The sequence below is a fragment of the Caloramator sp. ALD01 genome (assembly GCF_000472625.1).
Lineage (GTDB): Bacteria > Bacillota > Clostridia > Clostridiales > Caloramatoraceae > Thermobrachium > Thermobrachium proteoclasticum.
Genome location: NZ_AXAA01000033.1, coordinates 1 through 20,697, shown reverse-complemented (window position 1 = coordinate 20,697; position 20,697 = coordinate 1). Strand labels below are relative to the sequence as shown.

Annotated in this window: 23 protein-coding genes, 3 tRNA genes and 1 other annotated feature; of the genes, 5 read left to right on the top strand and 21 right to left on the bottom strand. The window is 30.9% G+C overall.

The window, feature by feature from the left end; genetic code table 11:
- Positions 1-3: 3 nt before the first annotated feature.
- A complete protein-coding gene (locus A3M9_RS0110560; RefSeq protein WP_027309192.1) occupies positions 4-864 on the bottom strand; it encodes a YitT family protein in 861 nt (286 codons plus the stop codon).
- 231 nt (positions 865-1,095) lie between these two features.
- On the opposite strand from A3M9_RS0110560, the gene A3M9_RS0110555 reads away from it, so the two are divergent.
- On the top strand, positions 1,096-1,266 hold the full coding sequence (locus tag A3M9_RS0110555) for a zinc-ribbon domain-containing protein (protein WP_027309191.1): 171 nt from the start codon (positions 1,096-1,098) through the stop codon (positions 1,264-1,266).
- Between the two features lie 28 nt (positions 1,267-1,294).
- On the opposite strand, the gene A3M9_RS0110550 is transcribed toward A3M9_RS0110555, so the two are convergent.
- From A3M9_RS0110550 to A3M9_RS13750, 3 genes are all read right to left on the bottom strand, one after another.
- Positions 1,295-1,771 carry a hypothetical protein gene (locus tag A3M9_RS0110550; protein ID WP_027309190.1) on the bottom strand — a complete coding sequence of 159 codons (477 nt, stop codon included), beginning with the start codon at positions 1,769-1,771 and terminating at the stop codon, positions 1,295-1,297.
- Between the two features lie 15 nt (positions 1,772-1,786).
- Entirely contained in the window at positions 1,787-3,061 is a 1,275-nt protein-coding gene (locus A3M9_RS0110545; RefSeq protein WP_027309189.1) for an ArsB/NhaD family transporter, read from the bottom strand.
- A gap of 147 nt (positions 3,062-3,208) precedes the next feature.
- Positions 3,209-4,006 carry a VCBS repeat-containing protein gene (locus A3M9_RS13750; RefSeq protein WP_242826203.1) on the bottom strand — a complete coding sequence of 266 codons (798 nt, stop codon included), beginning with the start codon at positions 4,004-4,006 and terminating at the stop codon, positions 3,209-3,211.
- 180 nt (positions 4,007-4,186) lie between these two features.
- Here A3M9_RS13750 and A3M9_RS0110535 point away from each other — a divergent pair, with 180 nt between their 5' ends.
- Positions 4,187-6,199, top strand: coding sequence for a methyl-accepting chemotaxis protein (locus A3M9_RS0110535; RefSeq protein WP_027309188.1), 2,013 nt, complete (start codon positions 4,187-4,189; stop codon positions 6,197-6,199).
- Between the two features lie 103 nt (positions 6,200-6,302).
- Here the strand turns inward: A3M9_RS0110535 and pcp are convergent, their stop codons facing one another.
- The 6 genes from pcp to A3M9_RS14675 form a co-directional block, all read right to left on the bottom strand.
- A complete protein-coding gene (pcp, locus tag A3M9_RS0110530; RefSeq protein ID WP_027309187.1) occupies positions 6,303-6,944 on the bottom strand; it encodes a pyroglutamyl-peptidase I in 642 nt (213 codons plus the stop codon).
- A gap of 26 nt (positions 6,945-6,970) precedes the next feature.
- Positions 6,971-7,927 carry a DUF979 domain-containing protein gene (locus A3M9_RS0110525; RefSeq protein WP_027309186.1) on the bottom strand — a complete coding sequence of 319 codons (957 nt, stop codon included), beginning with the start codon at positions 7,925-7,927 and terminating at the stop codon, positions 6,971-6,973.
- A 15-nt stretch (positions 7,928-7,942) separates the two neighbouring features.
- Positions 7,943-8,641 (bottom strand): DUF969 domain-containing protein, encoded by a 699-nt coding sequence (locus A3M9_RS0110520; protein WP_370882857.1) that lies wholly within the window; start codon positions 8,639-8,641, stop codon positions 7,943-7,945.
- 214 nt (positions 8,642-8,855) lie between these two features.
- Positions 8,856-9,611, bottom strand: coding sequence for a M48 family metallopeptidase (locus tag A3M9_RS0110515; protein WP_051350709.1), 756 nt, complete (start codon positions 9,609-9,611; stop codon positions 8,856-8,858).
- 279 nt (positions 9,612-9,890) lie between these two features.
- Positions 9,891-10,097 carry a hypothetical protein gene (locus A3M9_RS0110510; RefSeq protein ID WP_027309183.1) on the bottom strand — a complete coding sequence of 69 codons (207 nt, stop codon included), beginning with the start codon at positions 10,095-10,097 and terminating at the stop codon, positions 9,891-9,893.
- Between the two features lie 11 nt (positions 10,098-10,108).
- Positions 10,109-10,267 (bottom strand): hypothetical protein, encoded by a 159-nt coding sequence (locus tag A3M9_RS14675; protein WP_156897900.1) that lies wholly within the window; start codon positions 10,265-10,267, stop codon positions 10,109-10,111.
- A 129-nt stretch (positions 10,268-10,396) separates the two neighbouring features.
- Here A3M9_RS14675 and A3M9_RS0110500 point away from each other — a divergent pair, with 129 nt between their 5' ends.
- Positions 10,397-10,711 (top strand): hypothetical protein, encoded by a 315-nt coding sequence (locus A3M9_RS0110500; protein ID WP_051350708.1) that lies wholly within the window; start codon positions 10,397-10,399, stop codon positions 10,709-10,711.
- Between the two features lie 355 nt (positions 10,712-11,066).
- Positions 11,067-11,828, top strand: coding sequence for a LysM peptidoglycan-binding domain-containing protein (locus tag A3M9_RS14275; RefSeq protein ID WP_051350707.1), 762 nt, complete (start codon positions 11,067-11,069; stop codon positions 11,826-11,828).
- A gap of 156 nt (positions 11,829-11,984) precedes the next feature.
- Here A3M9_RS14275 and A3M9_RS0110485 read toward each other — a convergent pair.
- The 5 genes from A3M9_RS0110485 to A3M9_RS13740 form a co-directional block, all read right to left on the bottom strand.
- Positions 11,985-12,061, bottom strand: a tRNA-Arg gene (locus A3M9_RS0110485).
- Positions 12,062-12,107: 46 nt separating this feature from the next.
- Positions 12,108-12,199 (bottom strand) — tRNA-Ser (locus A3M9_RS0110480).
- Between the two features lie 26 nt (positions 12,200-12,225).
- Positions 12,226-12,316 (bottom strand) — tRNA-Ser (locus A3M9_RS0110475).
- Between the two features lie 191 nt (positions 12,317-12,507).
- A complete protein-coding gene (gene serS, locus A3M9_RS0110470) occupies positions 12,508-13,791 on the bottom strand; it encodes a serine--tRNA ligase (RefSeq protein ID WP_027309181.1) in 1,284 nt (427 codons plus the stop codon).
- A 67-nt stretch (positions 13,792-13,858) separates the two neighbouring features.
- Positions 13,859-14,057, bottom strand: a binding site (T-box leader).
- 50 nt (positions 14,058-14,107) lie between these two features.
- Positions 14,108-15,016 (bottom strand): polysaccharide deacetylase family protein, encoded by a 909-nt coding sequence (locus A3M9_RS13740; protein WP_051350706.1) that lies wholly within the window; start codon positions 15,014-15,016, stop codon positions 14,108-14,110.
- Between the two features lie 61 nt (positions 15,017-15,077).
- Between A3M9_RS13740 and A3M9_RS0110460 the strand changes: the two genes are divergently transcribed.
- A complete protein-coding gene (locus A3M9_RS0110460) occupies positions 15,078-15,263 on the top strand; it encodes a hypothetical protein (protein ID WP_027309180.1) in 186 nt (61 codons plus the stop codon).
- 31 nt (positions 15,264-15,294) lie between these two features.
- On the opposite strand, the gene A3M9_RS0110455 is transcribed toward A3M9_RS0110460, so the two are convergent.
- The 6 genes from A3M9_RS0110455 to A3M9_RS0110430 form a co-directional block, all read right to left on the bottom strand.
- Positions 15,295-16,395 carry an aminopeptidase gene (locus A3M9_RS0110455; protein ID WP_027309179.1) on the bottom strand — a complete coding sequence of 367 codons (1,101 nt, stop codon included), beginning with the start codon at positions 16,393-16,395 and terminating at the stop codon, positions 15,295-15,297.
- Positions 16,396-16,462: 67 nt separating this feature from the next.
- A complete protein-coding gene (locus A3M9_RS13735) occupies positions 16,463-16,972 on the bottom strand; it encodes a transcription repressor NadR (RefSeq protein ID WP_051350705.1) in 510 nt (169 codons plus the stop codon).
- A 9-nt stretch (positions 16,973-16,981) separates the two neighbouring features.
- Positions 16,982-17,746, bottom strand: a complete 765-nt coding sequence (locus A3M9_RS0110445) for a GerMN domain-containing protein (RefSeq protein ID WP_027309178.1) — start codon at positions 17,744-17,746, stop codon at positions 16,982-16,984.
- An 11-nt stretch (positions 17,747-17,757) separates the two neighbouring features.
- Positions 17,758-19,173 (bottom strand): cell wall metabolism sensor histidine kinase WalK, encoded by a 1,416-nt coding sequence (locus A3M9_RS0110440; RefSeq protein WP_027309177.1) that lies wholly within the window; start codon positions 19,171-19,173, stop codon positions 17,758-17,760.
- Positions 19,151-19,834: a response regulator transcription factor gene (locus A3M9_RS0110435; RefSeq protein WP_027309176.1), complete on the bottom strand. Its 684-nt coding sequence runs from the start codon at positions 19,832-19,834 to the stop codon at positions 19,151-19,153. The genes A3M9_RS0110440 and A3M9_RS0110435 overlap by 23 nt, the downstream gene beginning before the upstream one ends.
- Positions 19,835-19,907: 73 nt before the next feature.
- Positions 19,908-20,387, bottom strand: coding sequence for a hypothetical protein (locus A3M9_RS0110430; RefSeq protein WP_051350704.1), 480 nt, complete (start codon positions 20,385-20,387; stop codon positions 19,908-19,910).
- Positions 20,388-20,697: the final 310 nt, after the last annotated feature.

Genomic DNA, 20,697 nt, shown 5'->3' with positions numbered 1-20,697 from the left:
GTATCATTTTTTCGGAGCTCTTGGTGGCACTTTAAAGCCTTTACCCCTTACTTCTGCTGCATCTAAGATTGTTATAAAGGCTCTGTTGTCTATTTCAAGTATTTTTGCCTTTACCTTTTCAAGCTGATTTAAGGTTACTATGCAGTATATAACCTTTTTTTCATTGTTTGTATATGCACCCTCTCCATAAAGATATGTTATACCTCTGTGGATATCGTTTATTATATAATCTGAAACCTCTTTTACTCTGTCTGTTACTATCAAAAGCATTTTTTCATTGTTTATTCCCTTTAATGTTTTATCAAGTATCTTTGATGAAACATACATAGATATTAAAGTGTAGAGAGCAGTTTGAATTGAGCTTAATAAACTTCCAAGCATAACCACAAATATATTTATTCCAAAGGAAAGAGTTGATATATTTATACCTAATCTTTTCTTTGTGGCAACAGCAATTATATCTGTGCCTCCCATTGAACCTTTGTTTTTAAGTGCAATTCCTACACCAAGTCCATTTAATACCCCTCCATAAATACAGGATAACAAAATATCATTAATGTGTATATATTCTCTTATTCCTTTTGTTAGAGTTAAGAATAAAGATAAAAATGCCACTCCTATAATACTTAATACTGCAAACTCCTTGTCTACTTCCTTTTTGCCATAAAGAAAAATTGGAATATTAAGAAGAAGTACAAAAACTCCAGACGGAACCTTTGTTATATATTGTAGTAATATTGCTATACCTGATACTCCACCACTTAAAAGTTTGTGGGGAATAATAAAGGCATTAATTCCTACCGCTGATATTAAACATCCTAATGCTATAAAAAAAATTCTTTTTAATGTAGTTTTTAAATCCATCTTTCCATCTCCCAAACCTTTTTTTAAATATTCTATGCAATAGATTATAACATTTAGTTCTTTTGAGGTGTACAAATTTAAAAATATTTTATAAATAATTAAATAATGCTTGTGTTATATTAAATAGTGTGTTATAGTTAATGTATATTCAAAAGTCAATATAATTTCCTCTAAGGAAAGTATCTTGAACTCTTTGAATAAAAAATATATTTTCCTTAGGAGGAATAGGTAATGGATAAGAATTTAGTATGTAAAGATTGTGGAAAGAATTTTATTTTCACAGAAGGAGAACAAAATTTCTACAAAGAAAAGGGATTTGAAAACGAACCACAAAGATGCCCAGATTGTAGAAGAGCAAGAAAGTCTGAAAGAATGAATAATAATAGAAGATTTTCAAGATAAATAAATGGAGAGCATATGCTCTCCATTTTTACAATGTCTCTGGATCTTTTTTGAAGTAAACTCTCCTATCTTCCTTTGCATTATCTTTTATATTTTCCCTTACTTCCTCAATTATCTTATCCATTTGTTCAAACATTTTTTGATCCACAATGTAATAGAAAAATAAATCTTCTAAATTTCTTGCTGTATCTAAAATCTTTTTGTTTAACTCTAAAAACTTTTCAAATTTACCACTACTAATAACATTTTTAAATTGTTCAAGGTCTATTTCAATCATATTTACAACGTCCTTAATATCATCAAAAACACCAGCAATCATTGGATATGGCTTTACCCTTTGCAGAAAATACTTGTTCTTTGCATTTATATTGTATGCATAGCTTATCTCATATCCTTCTACATCAAATTTTACAAAACATTGTTTACCTAAAAAACAAGTAACCTTTCCTCCCATTTGTTTTAATATCATTTCGTGCATTGTTTCTTTTACATTAATCTCCTTCATACCCTAACCCCCATTCTATTGTAACTTAAATAAGACAAGATATATTGTAGATATAACTATTGATAATAACATCATAGGAAAACCTATCTTTAAGAAATCCTTAAAAGTAATTTTATATCCTTCCTTCTCCATTATACCAGCAGTCACTACATTTGCGGAAGCCCCAATTAGTGTTCCATTTCCTCCTAAGCAAGCACCAAGTGATAATGCCCACCAAAGAGGCATTATATTCATACCAGACATTGCTCCCATTCCCTTTATAAGAGGTATCATAGTTGCAACAAAAGGAATATTATCCAAGAAGGCTGATAAAATAGCTGATGCCCATAGTATAATTAGTCCGGTTAATAATAAATTACCTTTCGTTAAACCTACTATTGCTTTAGCCATAATTGAAATAACACCAACTTCTTCTAAAGTTCCTACTATTGTAAATAAAGCTATAAAGAAGAATATAGTTGGCCACTCTATTTCAACTAAGATTTCATCAAGTTCGACACCACTAATTAATAGCAGTAATGTTGCACCAGCTAAAGCAACAATTGAAGATTCATATCCTAATTGTTCGTGCATAAAAAATCCTAAAATAACTAATCCAAGCACAAATAAGCTCTTAATCAATAATAATTTATCTGTTATGGCACTAAACTCATCTAATTTCATAATTTCAATTTTTAAATTTTGTTCCACCTTTAATTCATTTTTATAAATAAACCTCATAGTATAAACAGTTGCAATTAATATAACTAATATCACAGGAGCTAAATTAACTATAAAATCTAAAAAGCCAATTCCTGCTTCAGAACCTATCATAATATTTGGTGGGTCACCTATTAAAGTTGCTGTACCACCAATATTTGATGATAATACTTCAACCATTATGAATGGAATTGGATTTATTTTTAAAAGCCTTGATATTACAAGAGTTACAGGTATCATTAATAATATTGTCGTAACATTATCTAAAAATGCAGATAATACTGCAGTCATAATGCCAAACACAATTATTATCTTCATCGGATCGCCCTTTGAAAGTTTTGCCATTTTTATAGCAAGATATTCAAATAACCCTGTCCTTTTAATAATAGATACAATAATCATCATCCCAACCAATACCCCAACGGTTGTATAATCAATAAATTCAACTGCATTTTCCTGTGTAATTATTTTAATTACAAGCAATATCATTGCACCTAACATCGCAGCAACTGTCCTATTTATTTTTTCACTAACTATTAGAGCAAATGTTGCTACAAATACTATTAAAGAAATAATTTGGACTAAATTCATTTTTTCATCTCCTTTTCCTTTGTTATATATTTAACTTCACCTCAAAAGTAAATAAGACCTTGAAAAGCTCAAGGTCATTTCTTCATTAATATATTTTACTTCGGAAATACCTTAAGTTCAACATAAATTACAAAAATATAACTAACTTCAATATTCTTGCCCAAATATCGCCACATATTGCCTATCAACTTTAAATGCTTTTCCATCCCACTTCAACACTGTCTCAATAAAGCCCAATCCATCTGCCCCATACCTTCCTGATACCCCTTGAGCTGCGTAAAGCTCTAAAATACCATCTCTTTCAAAATCAATAGGGTAAAGTCCTCCAAGTGGTCTTACAAAACCCTCAATCGGCTCCTTTAACTTACCATTCTTATCGTATATTTCAGATAAATATTCTCTCCCCTTATACTGTATATCTAATGTGTACTTATAACCTAAAGTTTTGCTAATAACATCTACCCTATAATTATCCCTGTACATTACACTGTACTCGTATTCATCATTAAACCTATCTGAATCAAACATCTTCTTTAAATCACTATTTAAAAATGAATAAACATAGCTGTATATTGTTCCTCCACTTCCCCCTGTATCTATTGTAATCAATATCTCTTCTACCTTATCCTTAGTAAAATTGCCAAGAAAAAGAGTTGGGTTGTACCCTGCATCGTTTTCTAACCTAACCCTTGTAAACCTCTGAGTTTTTCCGCATTGGATAATTAAAGTAATGTTGTCTACAAAGGGACTTTCATCTCCATAGGGTTTATTGCCCATTAAAAATACATTGTCCTTTATACCATCTCCATTGACATCTCCCTTTTTAAAATCTATTATCTGTGCATTAAATACCTTTTTATCATCATCCCTTGTAAAGACTCTAAATTGATTTTTGTATCTTTCAAATTCTTCAATAGATACAAAAGGACATATAAAATTTTTCATACCTCTACCTCAAAAAACTACTTCAGTTTTATAATATGAAAAAATAAACCTACTGTTGAATGTTGTTTTTTTAAATTCATTTCCTTAAATTTACTTAACATAAATTTAATAAAAAATATAGTTTATTTAAAATTTTTATGCTAAAATATCGTTTGCACACTATTTAAGGAGGGAACGTATTTGAAGAAATTAAATTTCAAAAGTTTAAAGCAAAAACTACTACTTACATCTACAGCACTTATTGTAACAATATCTATTGGTGTTTCATTGGTTTCAATGTTTGTATCAAAAAATTCACTAATTAAAACAGTAAATATGACTCTTCCTGAGGTTGCACAGCAGGCTGCTGAATCTGTGGAAAATGCAATTAAAGCAAACCTAATATCACTTGAAACAATTGCAAGTGATAAAACATTTACTGACGAAACAATACCACTAAATGAAAAACTAAATATACTTGCAAAGGCTAAGGTTCAATACAATTACATTGGTGTGAGCTATGTCGACGCAAAGGGAAACTTAACCGATACAGATGGTAATTCCTTCAGCATTGCTGGACAAGAAAGTTTTGAAAAGGCAATGAAGGGAATAAGCAACATATCAGACCCTATAATTAGTAAAGTTGATGGAAGTATACTTGTTTTATATACTGTTCCTGTAAAAAATGATAAGGGACAAGTTATAGGCTGTATTAGTGCCGCAAGAGATGGAAATGAGATAAGTAATTATTCAAATGATATAAAGTTTGGAAAGTCCGGACAAGCATTTATTATTGATAGAACAGGTAATATAATTGCTCACAACAATAGACAACTTGTACTTGATAAATTTAATGCCATTGAAAAAGCAAAACAAGATAAGAGCCTTAAAGAACTTGCAGATATATTTAAAAAGATGATAGCTGGAGAAAAAGGGGCTGGAGAGTATATATATCAAGGTGTTCGTAAATATGTAGGATACGCCCCAATAAAATCAACAAATTGGTCTGTTGGTATTATGATTGAAAAGAAGGAAATATTAAAGGAACTTACAACACTTCAAGTAGGAATAGCATTAACAACAGTTGCATTTATAATACTTGGTTCTTTCCTTGTTATGCTTCTTGCAAAATCAATTACTAAACCAATAGAAACTGCTGTTGAAAAGCTTGAGGTAATTTCACAAGGAAACTTAACTGAAGAAACTCCAAGCGTTCTTTTAGAAAGAGCTGATGAAATAGGTAAAATAGCAAAATCAATTGAACATATGAGAAATACACTTCTTAACATTGTTAAGGATATTAAGATGAGTGCAGACAGCATAGGTAAGCAAACTGATTATTTATCATCTATATCTGAAGAACTACACGCCTCAAGCCAAAATATTGAATCTGCAACAAATGATGTTGCACAGGGTACAATAAACCAAGCTCAAGATTTATCAGATATTACTAATATAATCTTTGAGTTTAGTACTCAACTTGAAGGAATTGTAGAATTAATAAAGGATGTATATGTTAGCACAAACAATGTAAAACAAATGGCAGATAGTAGTAACAGCGATATGGAATATGCTATTCAATCTATTGAAAGCGTAAATGAATCCTTTAATAAACTAACTGAAAAGATACAGGAAGTTGGGGCTAATGTTTCAAAGATAAATGAAATTACAACTTTAATAAACAACATAGCTGAACAGACTAACCTACTTGCCTTAAATGCTGCTATCGAAGCTGCTCGTGCTGGAGAGGCAGGTCGTGGTTTCTCTGTTGTTGCAGATGAAATAAGAAAGCTTGCTGAACAGAGTAAAAACTCCTCTTCAAATATTGCAAGCCTTGTTTATGATGTATATAATGAAACAAATGCTATGGTTAATACAACCGATGTAATGAAGAAAGAACTTGAAAATCAAATGGATAAGATATATACTGCACTACAGTCATTTAAATCAATTACAACTTCTGTTGATGAAATAGCACCTAAGATAGTTACAACAACTAATTCAATCGAGGAATTAAACAAGAGTAAGGACAGTATAATAAATAAGATTGAATCTGCCTCAGCTGTCGCTGAAGAAGTTTCAGCATCTTCTGAAGAAATTGCAGCTTCAACTCAAGAAATGAGCAGATCCTCAGAGACACTTGCAGAATCTGTTCAACTTCTAAACAATATGAGCCAAAATATGAATGAACTTGTAGGGAAGTTTAGGGTATGATAAAACCTCAGTATTTGGTGGAATACCAAGTACTGAGGTTTTTTGTGTTATTATAAATTACTAAGTCTCAATATAAAAGTAGATTTTTTATATGAGTATTGAACTAACATATTGTCCCCTCAGAATTCTTTTTATCATCTTTATTATTTATGGCAGCCTTTATAGCTAACATTAATGCCTTAGAAATCATATCTAAATTCATATAAGGTGTGTTAGCTCTTGTTATAACCTGTTCTGGCAAAAATGGAACGTGTATAAATCCTCCTCTTATATGAGGATATTTTTTATTTATTATATACATTAGACCATACATTATGTGGTTACACACATAGGTTCCAGCTGTATTTGAAATAGATGCAGGTATATTGGCTCTCCTTATTTCTTCAACCATTGCTTTTATAGGAAGATTTGAAAAATAAGCATTTTCTCCGTCCTCAAATATTTTTTCATCAATAGGTTTATTCCCCTCATTATCTGGTATCCTTGCATCATCTACATTTATAGCAACTCTTTCGATACTTATATCATATCTTCCTCCTGCCTGCCCAACACATATCACTATATCTGGTTGATGTAGTTCAATAAGTTTTTCCAGTTCAATAATTGATTTTTTAAAAACTACAGGAATAGCTGCTTTTATTACTTCAGCACCATCAATGTTATCTTCTAACATCTTAACTGCTTCATAAGATGGGTTAATGACATCTCCTCCAAAAGGTTCAAATCCTGTAATAAGAACTTTCATATAATCACCTCATATCGAAATTAATATTAAAATGCCCATACATACATTAATATAATATGAATTATTAGCATAGTAATTGCAACCGGTACTTGATATTTAATAACACCATACTTTTTATCTTTAATCTCGAGAATTGCTGTTGGCACAATATTGAAGTTTGCTGCCATTGGTGTCATTAATGTTCCACAATATCCCGCTGTAAGTCCTAACATTGAAGCAATAACTGGATTTGCACCTTGAGCAATTACGAAAGGTACACCTATACCAGCAGTTATAACTGCAAAAGCTGCAAAAGCATTTCCCATTATCATTGTAAATAAAGCCATTCCTACACAATATGCTATAACTCCAACTAAAATATTTCCTTGTGGTACAAATCCTTTAATACCATCTGCAATTACAGTTCCAACTCCAGCTGCTGTAAACACTGATCCAAGAGCTGCTAATATTTGTGGTAACATACTAACTGGTCCAACAAGTTCTAATAATCTTCTTGAATCCTCTGCCACTTCTTTAGTGCTGCCTTTTGTTACAACCATAGCCATTATGAGTGCTACTAATGCCGCAATACCTAATGCAACTAATGAGCCTAATTGTTTTGTCCAATATTGAGCAACTATAAATGCTATTATTGCTAAAGCTAAGGCAGGTATAAAAATCTTGTTTCCAATTTTATTTGCCATTTCAGCCTTAAATTCTTTACTTGATTCATTAAATTTATTATACTTAACTAATTTTAGAGCTGATAAAACAGCAAGTAAAACTATCAAATATCCTATCACTGTATCGTCAATTTTAATATTTTTATTTCCCCACAACATTCCTATTCTGCTAAATGAAAATATTACTCCTAAAATACCCCAAAATAATGCTGTCGGAATTCTTGATGGATGGCTTTTATCCTTTAGTGTTACATAAACTGAATAAAATGCTATGATACCACAAAATACATATAGTAATTCAGTTAAAGTATCTTTTAACATATTTATCCCCCCAATTTATACATTTTTAGTTATATCATTTTTTATTCTCATTTTTGAACTATATTTCATATCGAACTTCTTATCATAATATAAAAATTGTAAAGTACCAACTACCATTATTATTAATGCAATAGGTAATGCTGCCTTTGCTGCATCAATTGCTTCTATCTTGTAACCTAATTCCTTCATAACTCCAACTACTAAGAGTACGCCACCAGATGCAACAAAAAAGTTTTGTCCAAAGAAATTACCATAGTTTTCAACAGCTCCTGCAAGACCTTTTATTGTTTCTTTATCTTCGTCCTGCATTTCACCATAACGACTTTCACCTGCACCCTGTGCCATTGGAAGTATTAAAGGTCTAATGAATTGAACGTGTCCACCTATTCTTAATCCAAACATAGCTGATAATGTTCTAATTATTAAGTAAAGTGATGTTAATCTTCCTACTGTAGCTGACTTTATCTTGCTTATCAAATATGCTGCTCTCTCCCTCAATCCATATCGCTCTAATAAACCTATTACAGGTAGAGTAATTATAAATATTGACATATAACGATTTGTAACAAAGGCACTACCTAAAGTCTTCATAATTTCATTAAATGACATTCCTGCAACAAGTCCAGTTATAATTCCTGCAAAGACAACTACAGCAATAGTGTCTAATTTTAGAATAAAACCAATGATGATAATTAAAATACCGATAAGTTTAATCATAAACAAACCCCCTTATAATTTTTTTATTATTTTGAAAATAGCATAAATAAAAAATAAATTCTGTAGCAACGGCTACAAAATTTATTTTTGTATATAAGAAAAAAATATTAAATATTACACCTTACATTTTATATATAATAGTTATATATTAATAACTCATCCAATTCCGTTTAGATTTATTTAAACTTTAGTATTTTTAATGGATTTCAGGTTAATAACTAAAAAGCCTCCCCCCATTCTCCTTAAGCCACATCTTTTTCTTTTCAAAATCAGGCATAATTTCTTTAACCAAGTCCCAAAACTTTTTAGAATGGTTGTGATGCTTAAGGTGACAAAGTTCGTGTACTACAACATAATCAAGCACATCAAGTGGAACCAGTATAAGCCTCCAATTAAGGTTTATATTACCCTTGCTCGAACAGCTTCCCCATATTGTTTTTTGCTCTTTTATCACTACTCTATTAGGAACAAGGTTATATTTTTGACTAAAAAACTCAACCCTTTGTTTAAGCACTACTTTAGACTCTTCCTTTAACCATTTTATAATCTCTTTTTTTAACATTTCTTCTGTGAAAAAACTCTCTTTTGCCTTTGGTAATTTAATATATAGTTTATCCTCTTCCTTATAAATCTTTAACTTATCCACATTATCCTCAGAAATACATAGGATAAGTTTTGTTCCAAGATATTCTATTCTACTTCCATTTTTATATTCTATACTTCCTGTATCTTTTTTTATCCTTTCTATTTCCTTCAGTTTTTGTACAATCCATTCTGCTTTACCTTCAACAAGATTTAAAATATACCTATCATCTACATATATAGGAGAGGTTACAACTACCTCCCCCTCTCTTGTTATTTTAATTGTTATTGTCTTTTTCTTCTTTTTTATTATCTTATATTCAAATACTTCTCCATTGTATATAAACTGTGGCATCTTTAATTCCTTTCTATATGTATTTTTCATAATTTATATATTCTACATTTTATCATCTTTCCCTTTTTAAATATTCATCCTAATATTAATTGCAATTAGTATATCTATTTCATTTACTCATATAACAAGCATTTTTCACATCTCAAGATGTTTTACCTTATTTTGCTCATTTTTCTATAAGATACTTATTTTAAAAGGCTGTTACACATTGCATTTATCTTATTCTAATCCCTTTTGTTACTTCAACATCAAATAATAATATTTACTTATATACATAAACATAAAAACAGCCTTTTGTAAGGCTGTTTTTCACCACTCTATCTCATCCTCATCAAAATCTTCATCCTCTAAAATATAATCTGACACATCATATCCAAGTTCTTCTGCAATCTCTAAAAGTTCTTCTTCATCTGCACTATCAACACTTCCTATAAGTGGCCATATTCCAGATGGTCCAACATAGTCTAACAAATCTCTTTTTAATTTCCTATAGTTTACCCTTTTAATGATAATCATCCCCCATCATATTAAAATGGAATTTCTTTATCTTCATTATTAAATATATTTATGTAAAGCTCAGTTAATTCTTCATCTGTCATATCCTTTAATTTGTTGATATAAATATCTTTAAATCCTGCTGCTTCATAATACTCTTCAAGTTCTAAAAGCATTTTTTCTCTATCCATATTAATCCCTCCCTATATTTATATATAAATTATACTTATTTTTTATTACCTTGAAAAATTTATTTTTATATACTTTTTTATACATTTATTGTATAATTTGCATAGATATATATGAAAGGAGTGATTTTGTTGTCTCAAAAAATTAATATAATTATGTTAATTTGTTCTTTTATATGTACCATTCTATTTATGATAACTAAAAAGATATTTTTAAGTATTATTTGGGGTATTAATTTTATTCTCTTTTTATTCAACTTTATTAAGACTTACACTAAAAGCAAATCTAATTTAACCGAAGAAGAACTAAACAACCTAAATACTAAAATTAAGGAATTAATTTTAGCAAATAGAGAAAGTAAAGCAATATATTTATATATGAAAACTACTGGAGCAGATTTAAAAGATGCAAAAGAATATATTGATTCATTAACAGATAATTTTTAAGTTGAGAGGAAAAGGTGAAAAAGTTCATTACAATCATAAAAATAATATTTTCAATAATTTGTTTATTAGGTGCAATATTGCTTTTTTTAAAAGATATTTTTATTCCTGCACTTATTCCATTATATCTATCAATTGCTATACTCTGTTTAATACTAACAAAACTTGAAAATTAAAAAATTCATAAAAACATTTGGATTACTACTTTTATATTAGGAATTACTACTATTATTTTAAATTTTGTTGTTGGGATAGAACAAAATTATAATTATAATAAAAAGGTAGATTTTGTCTTTAGCACAAATATAATTATTTTTTCATATTCTAATTATATAAGTATAATTAGAGGGATGATACTTTGAAAAATGATATCGATAATAAAACACGTGCACAAATTCCTGAAAGATGTCGTATAGGTTTTCAAAGATATACTGTTGTTAAAGGGGATACACTTGAGAAAATTGCAAAACGTTTTAATGTAACTGTTGGTTTTTTAATAGTAGAAAATCCCCATATAAAAGATCCGAATAAATTATCCCCAGGAGATGTGCTGTGTGTACCTATACAGCCTCCACCTGGTGTTGGGAGAGTACCAGAGAGCTGTCCTATAGGATATGAAAAATATACTATAAAATCAGGGGATTCCTTTTCAAAGATAGCTCAAAATATAGGGGTTCCAATAGATCTTCTTATTTGGAATAACCCTCATATTCCAGATCCAAATATAATTTTCCCTGGAGATGTTCTATGTGTACCCGTACCACTTAAACTGCCATCTTGTAATTTATTAAAACCTATAAATCCTTCTATGCAAAATACATTTGGCTCAGCTATGGTTCAAAAACAACAAAATGGACAGCACCTTCTTGTAATTACAGGAGTAAATCTTCCAAATCCTTCTCTATTAGGGAACTATGATGGTTATGATGGATTCGTTGGGATTGCAGGCATTGGAGGATATGGTTTCCCACTTACCCTTGTTTCGGATGAAATAGGTTTATGGACAGGAAGCATAATTATTTTTCCTCTTTTAACCTCTGGAGATCAAGTTTACATCATTCCAAGCAATTCTGAAGTTTCTGTGCCAAGCAAACCTATATTAGAAGGTATGTTAAAATAAAAAGAGAACAAAAGGTGCTTATATACTTTTGTTCTCTAAGAATTAAAGTGTTTCATAAATTATATCTATATGTTGTCATTTTGTTGTCAAAAGCTTGCTTTTTTACCTAACCACCAATAACAAAAGCCTTGAAGATATGCTCTTCAAGGCTTTTGTTGGTGCGCCCGGAGGGACTCGAACCCCCGACCAACTGGTTCGTAGCCAGCTACTCTATCCAACTGAGCTACGGACGCATATTCTTTTTTTGAAGGATAAAAGCCGCACCCTGTGCGGCTTTTATGGCGGAGAAGGAGGGATTTGAACCCTCGCGCCGGTTTCCCGACCTACGCCCTTAGCAGGGGCGCCTCTTCGGCCAACTTGAGTACTTCTCCATGTTGCCTACTTGATAGTTTTTATATGGCGGAGAGGGTGGGATTCGAACCCACGGTAGAGTCACCCCTACGCCGGTTTTCAAGACCGGTGCCTTAAACCAGCTCGACCACCTCTCCGTATCGGACATTTATTATTATATCAGCGACTTACTTTGTTGTCAACATCTTTTTAATTTTATTTTTTGTTTTTGTCTTAATTGCCCATCGACAATATTTATTATATAATCACCTTTCATTTTATGCAATGATAAATATATAGCATAAATGTATAGGAGTAGCCCTTTTAGTTGCTACTCCTATTTTTATAATTACTTTGTTATTCTTTCTATTCCACCCATATATGGTCTTAATACTTCTGGTATGATAACTGAACCATCTTCTTGTTGATAGTTTTCAAGTATTGCTGCAACAGTTCTTCCTACTGCAACACCTGAACCATTTAGTGTATGCACATATCTTGGCTTATCCTTTGCATCCTTCTTGAATCTTATATTTGCACGTCTTGCTTGGAAATCTTCAAAGTTTGAACAGCTTGATATTTCAACATATCTTCCGTAACTTGGCATCCAAACTTCTATATCATATTTCTTTGCTGCAGTAAATCCTAAGTCACCTGAACAAATTAGAACAACTCTATATGGTAATCCAAGAAGTTGTAATACTTCCTCTGCATCACGAGTTAGTTTTTCTAATTCTTCATATGAATTGTCTGGATCTGCAAATTTAACAAGCTCTACTTTATTAAATTGATGTTGTCTTATTAATCCTCTTGTGTCACGTCCTGCTGAACCAGCTTCTGAACGGAAACAAGCAGAGTATGCAACGTGCTTTATTGGTAATTTGCTTCCATCTAATATTTCATCCATATACATATTAGTTACAGGAACCTCTGCTGTTGGAATTAAGAAATAATCATCATTTGTTACCTTAAATGCATCCTCTTCAAACTTTGGAAGCTGTCCTGTTCCTGTCATACTCTTTCTGTTTACCATAAATGGAGGGAATATTTCTGTATATCCGTGTTTATCTATATGTGTATCTAAGAAGAAGTTTATTACTGCTCTTTCAAGTCTTGCACCAAGTCCCTTATAGAAGGTAAATCTTGCTCCTGTTACCTTCCCTGCTCTTTCAAAATCTAATATATCAAGCTCTGTTCCTATATCCCAATGAGCCTTTGCTTCAAAATCAAATTGTCTTACGTCTCCCCATCTTCTAATTTCAACGTTGTCTGCATCAGTTTCTCCCTTTGGAACATCCTTGTGTGGAACATTTGGAATTCTTAGAAGTAGATAGTTTATTTCTTCTTCTACCTTACTAAGTTCTGCGTCATATTCCTTGATTTTATCTGATAGTTCCTTCATTTCCTTTAATAGTTCATCTGCATTTTGGCCTGCCTTTTTAAGCTTTGCTATTTCTTGTGAATCTGTATTTCTCTTGTTCTTCAAAACTTCAACTTCAGATAGAATGCTTCTTCTTCTTTCATCAAGCTCAACAACCTTATCAATCATTTCAAGGTCAAATGCCTCACCCCTAATCTTCATTGCTTCTTTTATAGCCTCGTGTTCAGCTCTTATTCTTTTTAGGTCTAACATTTTAAATCCTCCTTTTCTATATTAATCTACTTAAATTTTTTACAAAAATAAAGACCCTTCATCCCTATAAAGGGACGAAAGGTCATACCTTCCGCGTTGCCACCCTAATTGGCTAAAAGCCCACCTTAAAACCTTTAACGGAGGTTACCGTTTTGCTCATCGCAAACCCTCAGGGATGGATTCAATAAGATAAAGTACTGACTCGCACCAACCGTCAGCTCTCTTAAACTTTAAACTTATTTACTATTTCCCGTCATCAGTTTATTTTAATATATATTATAACACCATTTCAAAAAATTACAACATCAATTTATTATTACCATAATAAAAGAAACATTTCAAGCTTGTGAAGTTTATTAAACCTGGGCATTAGTATTCTTCTTACCGCCATTATATTTACATTCCCCATATTTATACCATAGTTGTAACTTGCAAAGGCTATTTGAAAACCTGACTTTTTAACTATATGTTGAATAGATTTATTTAAATCTCCTCCTCCATATGGATAGCAAAAAGAAAGAGGCTTTACTCCTAAATTTTTTTCTATATCTTCAAAGCTCCATTTAATTTCCTTCTCTGCTGTATCTAAATACACCTTAGATAGATTAATATGATTCCTTGTGTGTCCTCCAAAGGCTATACCATTTAAATACATTTCCTTAACCATATCCCAAGTTAGATATTCATCCTCTCCTATTTTACCCGTTGCCAAAAATATTGTCGCAGTAAAACCGTATTTTTTTAGTATTGGATAGGCATTTTCGTAATTATCTCTCCATCCATCATCAAAAGTTATTAATATTGGTTTTTTAGGTAGTTTAATTTTTCTACCACTGTAATAATCAAGTAATTCCTTTTCTGTGATTGTTTGATATCCTCTCTTTTTTAAGTACTTCATCTGCTTTTCAAATTGTTTTACTGATACAGTTGGAACCTTTGCATCATAAACCTCATCATTAACCCTATGATAGGTTAAAACCGGTATTGGTTTTTTAGGATTTTTATAGGTAAACCCAGTTAAAAAGGTCATAAAAAACAAAAGTACAAAGGCGGTACAAAATACTTTACTCTTTTTTATTCTGATATTTAACTTATATCTTAATCCCCTAACCCCTACAAAAAGTAAATATACAAATATTATTAGTTTTAATATATCAAAACATACAAACCCCAAAGAAGACATTATAGCAAGAAATATAATACACATAAACATATCTAATTTCATTTTTATCCCCCCTGTTTAAAAAAAGTAAACTTGGCAATAATTATAATGGGGAGGGGTTAAGATGAGTGAAATAGATATTTTAAGTCAAATAGCAGATTTAAAGGAAGTAGATTATAAAAATACTCTTATGGTTGTTGGGTTAATTGAGCTTCTTATTGAAAAGGGATTAATAAATAAATCCCAACTTATAAAAAAGATAAAAACATTAGATAAAATAGCAGATATTGAAACAGATGATATTATATGATATGACCCATGCATCCGCATGGGTCATATTTTTATATAATAAATTTTCCATCCTTATAAATTAGTTCTCCATCTGCATATATCTCTCCGCCATCTCTCATATCACAGAGCATATCCCAATGAATTGCGGACGAATTTTTAGAACCTGCCTCTGGAAATCCTCTACCTATTGCAAGATGAACAGTTCCACCAATCTTTTCGTCAAACAGCATATTCTTTGTAAACTTCTTTATTCCATAGTTTGTTCCAACAGCAACTTCTCCTAAGAATTTTGCTCCTTCATCTGTATCTAAAAGTTCAAGTAGTAGTTCTTCTCCCTTTGCTGCTGTTGCTTCAACAACCTTACCCTTTTCAAATTTAAGTCTTATATCTTCAATTTCACGACCTGCGTATATTCCTGGGAATGAAAATCTTATATATCCCTCAACACTGTCCTCTATTGGGCTTGTAAAGACTTCTCCATCTGGGAAGTTTTCATTACCACAGCAGTTTATCCATTTTCTACCTTCAACACTCATCCTTATATCAGTATCCTTTGATACTATTCTTATTTCCTTTTTAGTATCAAGTATTCTACATATTCTTTCTTGTTGTTCTCTTACTTCCTGCCACTTTTCAATAGGATTTTCTAAATCTATATATCCTGCACCATAAACAAAATCTTCATATTCCTCAAGTGACATACTTGCTTCCTGTGCATCTGCTTGAGTTGGAAATTGTGTTCCGCACCATTTTAACTCTTTATTTGCCATTCTTCTTTCAAATATATCAATTAGTTGTCTTCTTCCTCTTGATCTTAGTTTCATCTTTGATGCATCAATATTTGTTAGCATTCTTGTATTTTTCTCGCCCCATATAGTTAATATCGCATCAACTGTTTCAAAGGCTGTCTTTGCTGACTCTGGTATGTACATTATCTGCTCATCATTTCCGTTCTTTAACATAATCTCTGTTAATTCTTCGATTCCTAAATCAACTTGAGGATAAACACCCATTTTTACAGCTTCTCTATATACTTCCTTTATTAAAGGTATAGTTGCTTGCCCACCCTGTATTAAAAGTTTATCTCCTGCCTTTAAATTCAATGAATACTTTAAAAGAACCTGTGCTAATTTTGTTACTCTATTATCCATTTTTCCCCCACCTTTCACATTAATCAATAGAATTTTAACACAATTTTAGTTTATTTGTAAATATTATTCAATTAGAAATCCTTTTTTCCTTTAGAGCCTTTGTTATTCTCTCCATATCTTTTTCGCTATCTGCCTCTATTGTATGAATATGAACACCCTCTGTTAAGTTAGATAACGGTTTTGCATTGCTCTCCCTAAGCTTCTTAACAAACATTTCTACATCATATATAGACCTTAGCATTAGTTTTCCTGTTATTTCACCATATATCTTGTGTTCAATAGTTACATCTAAAACCCTTCCACCTAATGAGACTATAGTTCTAAGCTCATCTTCTATTTGATTTTCATTGTGTTTTACAGCTATAATTTTCTTAATAAATTGATTGTTGTTAACCATTAAAACATAACCCTGTGGTGTTGCTATTATATCGTGTCCTTCTGCTCTTAAGAGAGCTATATCCTGTACAATAACTTGTCTACTTACGTTATATAGTTTAGAGAGCTCTCCTCCCTTTACAGGTAAGGAGGCTCTTTTTAAATAGCTAAGTATTGCTTCTCTTCTTTCTTCTCCTCTCATATTCTCCTCCTATAAATTTGTTTGTGAGGTTAACCAATCAACCATCCATACTCCATCTATGTTTACACATTTAAATTGTAAATTTACATCACCCTCAGGTGCAAAAAATGTAACCTTTACTTTAGCTATGTTCCCTTCTATATTGTATTCACCAACTCTAAACTCTTGATTTGTAAAACCTAAACTGTATACCTCCATCATTTCTTTGTAGTAGTCATCATAGCTTTTTCTAAAATTATTAGATGCCTCATCTGACATCAAAAGATATGCAGAAAAGAAATCTCCTTCTTTTTCAAAATCCATCTGCTTTTTTAATACCTGTGAAGGATTTAAATTCTTATCTCTTTTTAAAACACTTCTATTTCTGTTATAGGTATATTCTCCTTTGTTTGTTCGAATAACTACCTTTTCCACCATAGGAACTTCTGTTATTGTATTTACTATTGAATACAGTGCTAAGTTGCTATCCTTATACATATCTCCGATTTCACGATTTAATCTAATATACACTATTCCTGATTCTTTTTTTATTGATTTAAGTTTTATCTTGTTGTCTATAAACCCTCCCTTTTTTAGGTGGTCTATTATATAGTTTGTACAAGTCTCCTCAAGGGAACCCTTAAACTTTGTTACAGCCTCCACAGGTTTTAAATAATTGTCCTCACCTATTTCATATATAACTATCCTAACATCGTATGTCTGTACTTCCCTTTGCCTGCATCCATAGATAAAAAATGAAAGTGTGAGAAGAAGGAATATAAAATATTTTTTCATATAAAACACTCCTATCCCTTAAATTCATAAGGAATTGATATTATAAATTCTGTTCCTTCCCCCACCCTACTTTTTACTTCTATCGTTCCATTATGCTTTTTAATAATTTCATTAACAATTGAAAGCCCAAGTCCACTTCCACCAGTTTTTCTATCCCTTGTTTTATCTACTCTATAAAATCTTTCGAATATCTTAGGTATGTCATCCTCTGGTATTCCAACTCCGTGATCCTTTATATGTATTATTGCTCCTCTGCTGTCCTTTTCAACCCAAAAGTCAACTCTACCATATTCAAAGGAATATTTTACCGCATTTTCTACTACGTTATACAATGCCCTAAATATATTATCTCTATTTGCCTCAATTTCTACACTCTGACCATCATAAAATATTTCTACATTTTTAGTTTTTGCAATATATCCTACCCTTTTTACAACCTGAAGGCATACATCATTTAAATCAAACTTTTCAACCTTAACTCCAAAACTTCCTTCCAATTTAGTAAGTTCCAAAAGATTATTTACTATATTACTTAATCTGTCTATCTCAGAATGGATATCCTGAAGAAACTCCATTGCCATATCTTTATTTGCTAATTCACTTGATATTAAAGATTCCACAAGTACATTTATGCTGGCAAGAGGGGATTTAAGTTCGTGAGATGCATCTGCAACGAATTGTCTACGCTCACTGTCTATTGTAGTTATTTTCTCATTCATTTCATTAAAGGCCATACATAGCCTTGCAATCTCATCATTCCCTATAACTTCAACCCTCTGTTTTAGATTTCCTTCTGCCATATTCTCTATTGCATCAATAACACTATATATTGGTTTTGTAGCATAGGTGGATATAAAATAACCTATTAATGTAACTATAGCAAGTATAAATAGAGAAATTGTAAACAATCTCTTTTCTATAACTATAATCTTATTGTATATATCATCTATAGGGGTTAAAAACAAAACTACTCCCTTTACTTTATCTCCAATTAATATTGGAGTTGCAACACTTAGATAGCTGTTTTTTAAAAATCCCCTTAATTTAGACGTTTTTATTCCTGAAAAGGCCCTTTTAACCTCTCTATTTTGATAATATTTCCCAATAAGCTCATTTTTAGAATCTGCCTTTACGATGTATTTATCATCTATCACTAATATCCTTGAGTTGGATTGATTAGATATAGTTTCTACTGCAATGTCAAAAAGAGGCGTTTTATTTAAATCCGCCTCATAAGCCAAATCAGCAATTGTTCTCTGATATAGATATATATTCCCTTTTCTTTCAGTAATATATTCCTTTCTAATTGCCAAGAAAACAAATATATTTACTAAAAGTAAACATACTGTTAGTATTGCTACATAGGATAATGACAATTTCAGTTTAACAGAATTTTTTATTAAATCATCCTTTATAATAGTAACCAACTCCCCACTTAGTTAATACATATTGTGGGTTACTAGGATCCTTTTCTATTTTTTCTCTCAATCGTCTTATATGTACATCAACTGTTCTTGAGTCTCCATAGTAATCATAACCCCAAATTATTTCAAGTAAAGTATCTCTGCTATATATTTTCCCTGGATTTGTAACAAGTAAGAATAGAATATCAAATTCCTTTGAAGTTAAGTCAACTGGTTTACCTGCTATATTAACTTTTCTTGAAGGAACGTCAATCATTATATCTCCAGATTTTATTATATCTCCTTTATTTGCTACTATGTCATAGGTTCTTCTAAGTAATGCCTTTATTCTTGCACGTAGCTCTAATATATTAAATGGCTTTGTTAAATAATCGTCTGCCCCGTATTCAAAGCCAAGAACCTTATCTTCATCTTCGCCCTTTGCTGTTAGCATTATTACTGGAACAGAGGATCTCTCCCTTATTTTCTTAAGCAATGTTAAACCATCAACCTTAGGAAGCATTATATCAAGAATTATTAGATTATAAATATTTTCACTAATTTTTCTTAATGCATCTTCTCCATCATATGAAACATCAACGCTGTAATTATCAAGTTCCAGATTATATTTTATCCCTTTTACAAGATTTTCTTCATCATCAACAATTAAAATTCGGTAGTCCATAATATATCCTCCCTTGTTTATTATTAGGGTATGTCAAAAAATTATAACTATTGCAATTAATATTATATTAATATTAATGTTTGCAATCAACTTCTTGAAGTATTTTTAACTTTTTATCGTCTATTTCATAATTATGATGATTTTTTATTAAAAATTTTATATAATCGTCACAATTATCAAGATAAGTTATTGCAATCTCAGGATGATTATAGTATGAATAAACTGGTTTAATTCTATAGAGCTTTTTTAAGATACCTGGAGAAATTTTATTTAATATTGTTATTACAGACTTATTTATAACGTTTAATCCACTATCTATTTTTCCTATATCGTGTAAAAGAGCTGCTTTTACTAAACTTATATCATATAAATCTTTCTCTAATGATTTTTGTAATACTTCCCTTGCAACTTTTACGGAATGAACCTTTTCTGATTCCTTAAGTTTATTAAAAAGCACCTTCTCATTATCATTTAAATAGAAATCTATAAATTTTTTATCTTCATCGGTTAGTTTTGCAAATATAGCCCAAAGGAACTGTTTAATTCTGTACATCTTATACATCCTTCATATGTGTAATTACAAGTGTATTTATATATATTTTACATCAAAAAATAAAAGGTTCTATAATAAATGTTGGGGCGTAGCCCCAGCATATTTTTTTACAAAAAAAATATGCACCTGTTTTAGATGCCTGGTAAAATTAAATTAACTACAAAAATATTACCTGAAAGGAGGCATCCTACAAGTGCACACTAATAATTGTATCAAAAATTTACTTGGTTTTAAAGATGTTATTATAACAAAAGTACTTGATAATGTTTGCTATGAAATTTATTTAGAAATGAAAAAGAAGCCTCATACT

Bases quoted from the DNA above. Each gene is read 5' to 3' on its own strand.
- A3M9_RS0110560 (WP_027309192.1), bottom strand. From the start codon at position 864: ATGGATTTAAAAACTACATTAAAAAGAATTTTTTTTATAGCATTAGGA.
- A3M9_RS0110555 (WP_027309191.1), top strand. From the start codon at position 1,096: ATGGATAAGAATTTAGTATGTAAAGATTGTGGAAAGAATTTTATTTTC.
- A3M9_RS0110550 (WP_027309190.1), bottom strand. From the start codon at position 1,771: ATGAAGGAGATTAATGTAAAAGAAACAATGCACGAAATGATATTAAAA.
- A3M9_RS0110545 (WP_027309189.1), bottom strand. From the start codon at position 3,061: ATGAATTTAGTCCAAATTATTTCTTTAATAGTATTTGTAGCAACATTT.
- A3M9_RS13750 (WP_242826203.1), bottom strand. From the start codon at position 4,006: ATGAAAAATTTTATATGTCCTTTTGTATCTATTGAAGAATTTGAAAGA.
- pcp (WP_027309187.1), bottom strand. From the start codon at position 6,944: ATGAAAGTTCTTATTACAGGATTTGAACCTTTTGGAGGAGATGTCATT.
- A3M9_RS0110525 (WP_027309186.1), bottom strand. From the start codon at position 7,927: ATGTTAAAAGATACTTTAACTGAATTACTATATGTATTTTGTGGTATC.
- A3M9_RS0110515 (WP_051350709.1), bottom strand. From the start codon at position 9,611: ATGAAAAATACATATAGAAAGGAATTAAAGATGCCACAGTTTATATAC.
- A3M9_RS0110510 (WP_027309183.1), bottom strand. From the start codon at position 10,097: ATGATTATCATTAAAAGGGTAAACTATAGGAAATTAAAAAGAGATTTG.
- A3M9_RS14675 (WP_156897900.1), bottom strand. From the start codon at position 10,267: ATGGATAGAGAAAAAATGCTTTTAGAACTTGAAGAGTATTATGAAGCA.
- serS (WP_027309181.1), bottom strand. From the start codon at position 13,791: ATGTTAGACCTAAAAAGAATAAGAGCTGAACACGAGGCTATAAAAGAA.
- A3M9_RS13740 (WP_051350706.1), bottom strand. From the start codon at position 15,016: ATGAAATTAGATATGTTTATGTGTATTATATTTCTTGCTATAATGTCT.
- A3M9_RS0110460 (WP_027309180.1), top strand. From the start codon at position 15,078: ATGAGTGAAATAGATATTTTAAGTCAAATAGCAGATTTAAAGGAAGTA.
- A3M9_RS0110455 (WP_027309179.1), bottom strand. From the start codon at position 16,395: ATGGATAATAGAGTAACAAAATTAGCACAGGTTCTTTTAAAGTATTCA.
- A3M9_RS13735 (WP_051350705.1), bottom strand. From the start codon at position 16,972: ATGAGAGGAGAAGAAAGAAGAGAAGCAATACTTAGCTATTTAAAAAGA.
- A3M9_RS0110445 (WP_027309178.1), bottom strand. From the start codon at position 17,746: ATGAAAAAATATTTTATATTCCTTCTTCTCACACTTTCATTTTTTATC.
- A3M9_RS0110435 (WP_027309176.1), bottom strand. From the start codon at position 19,834: ATGGACTACCGAATTTTAATTGTTGATGATGAAGAAAATCTTGTAAAA.
- A3M9_RS0110430 (WP_051350704.1), bottom strand. From the start codon at position 20,387: ATGTACAGAATTAAACAGTTCCTTTGGGCTATATTTGCAAAACTAACC.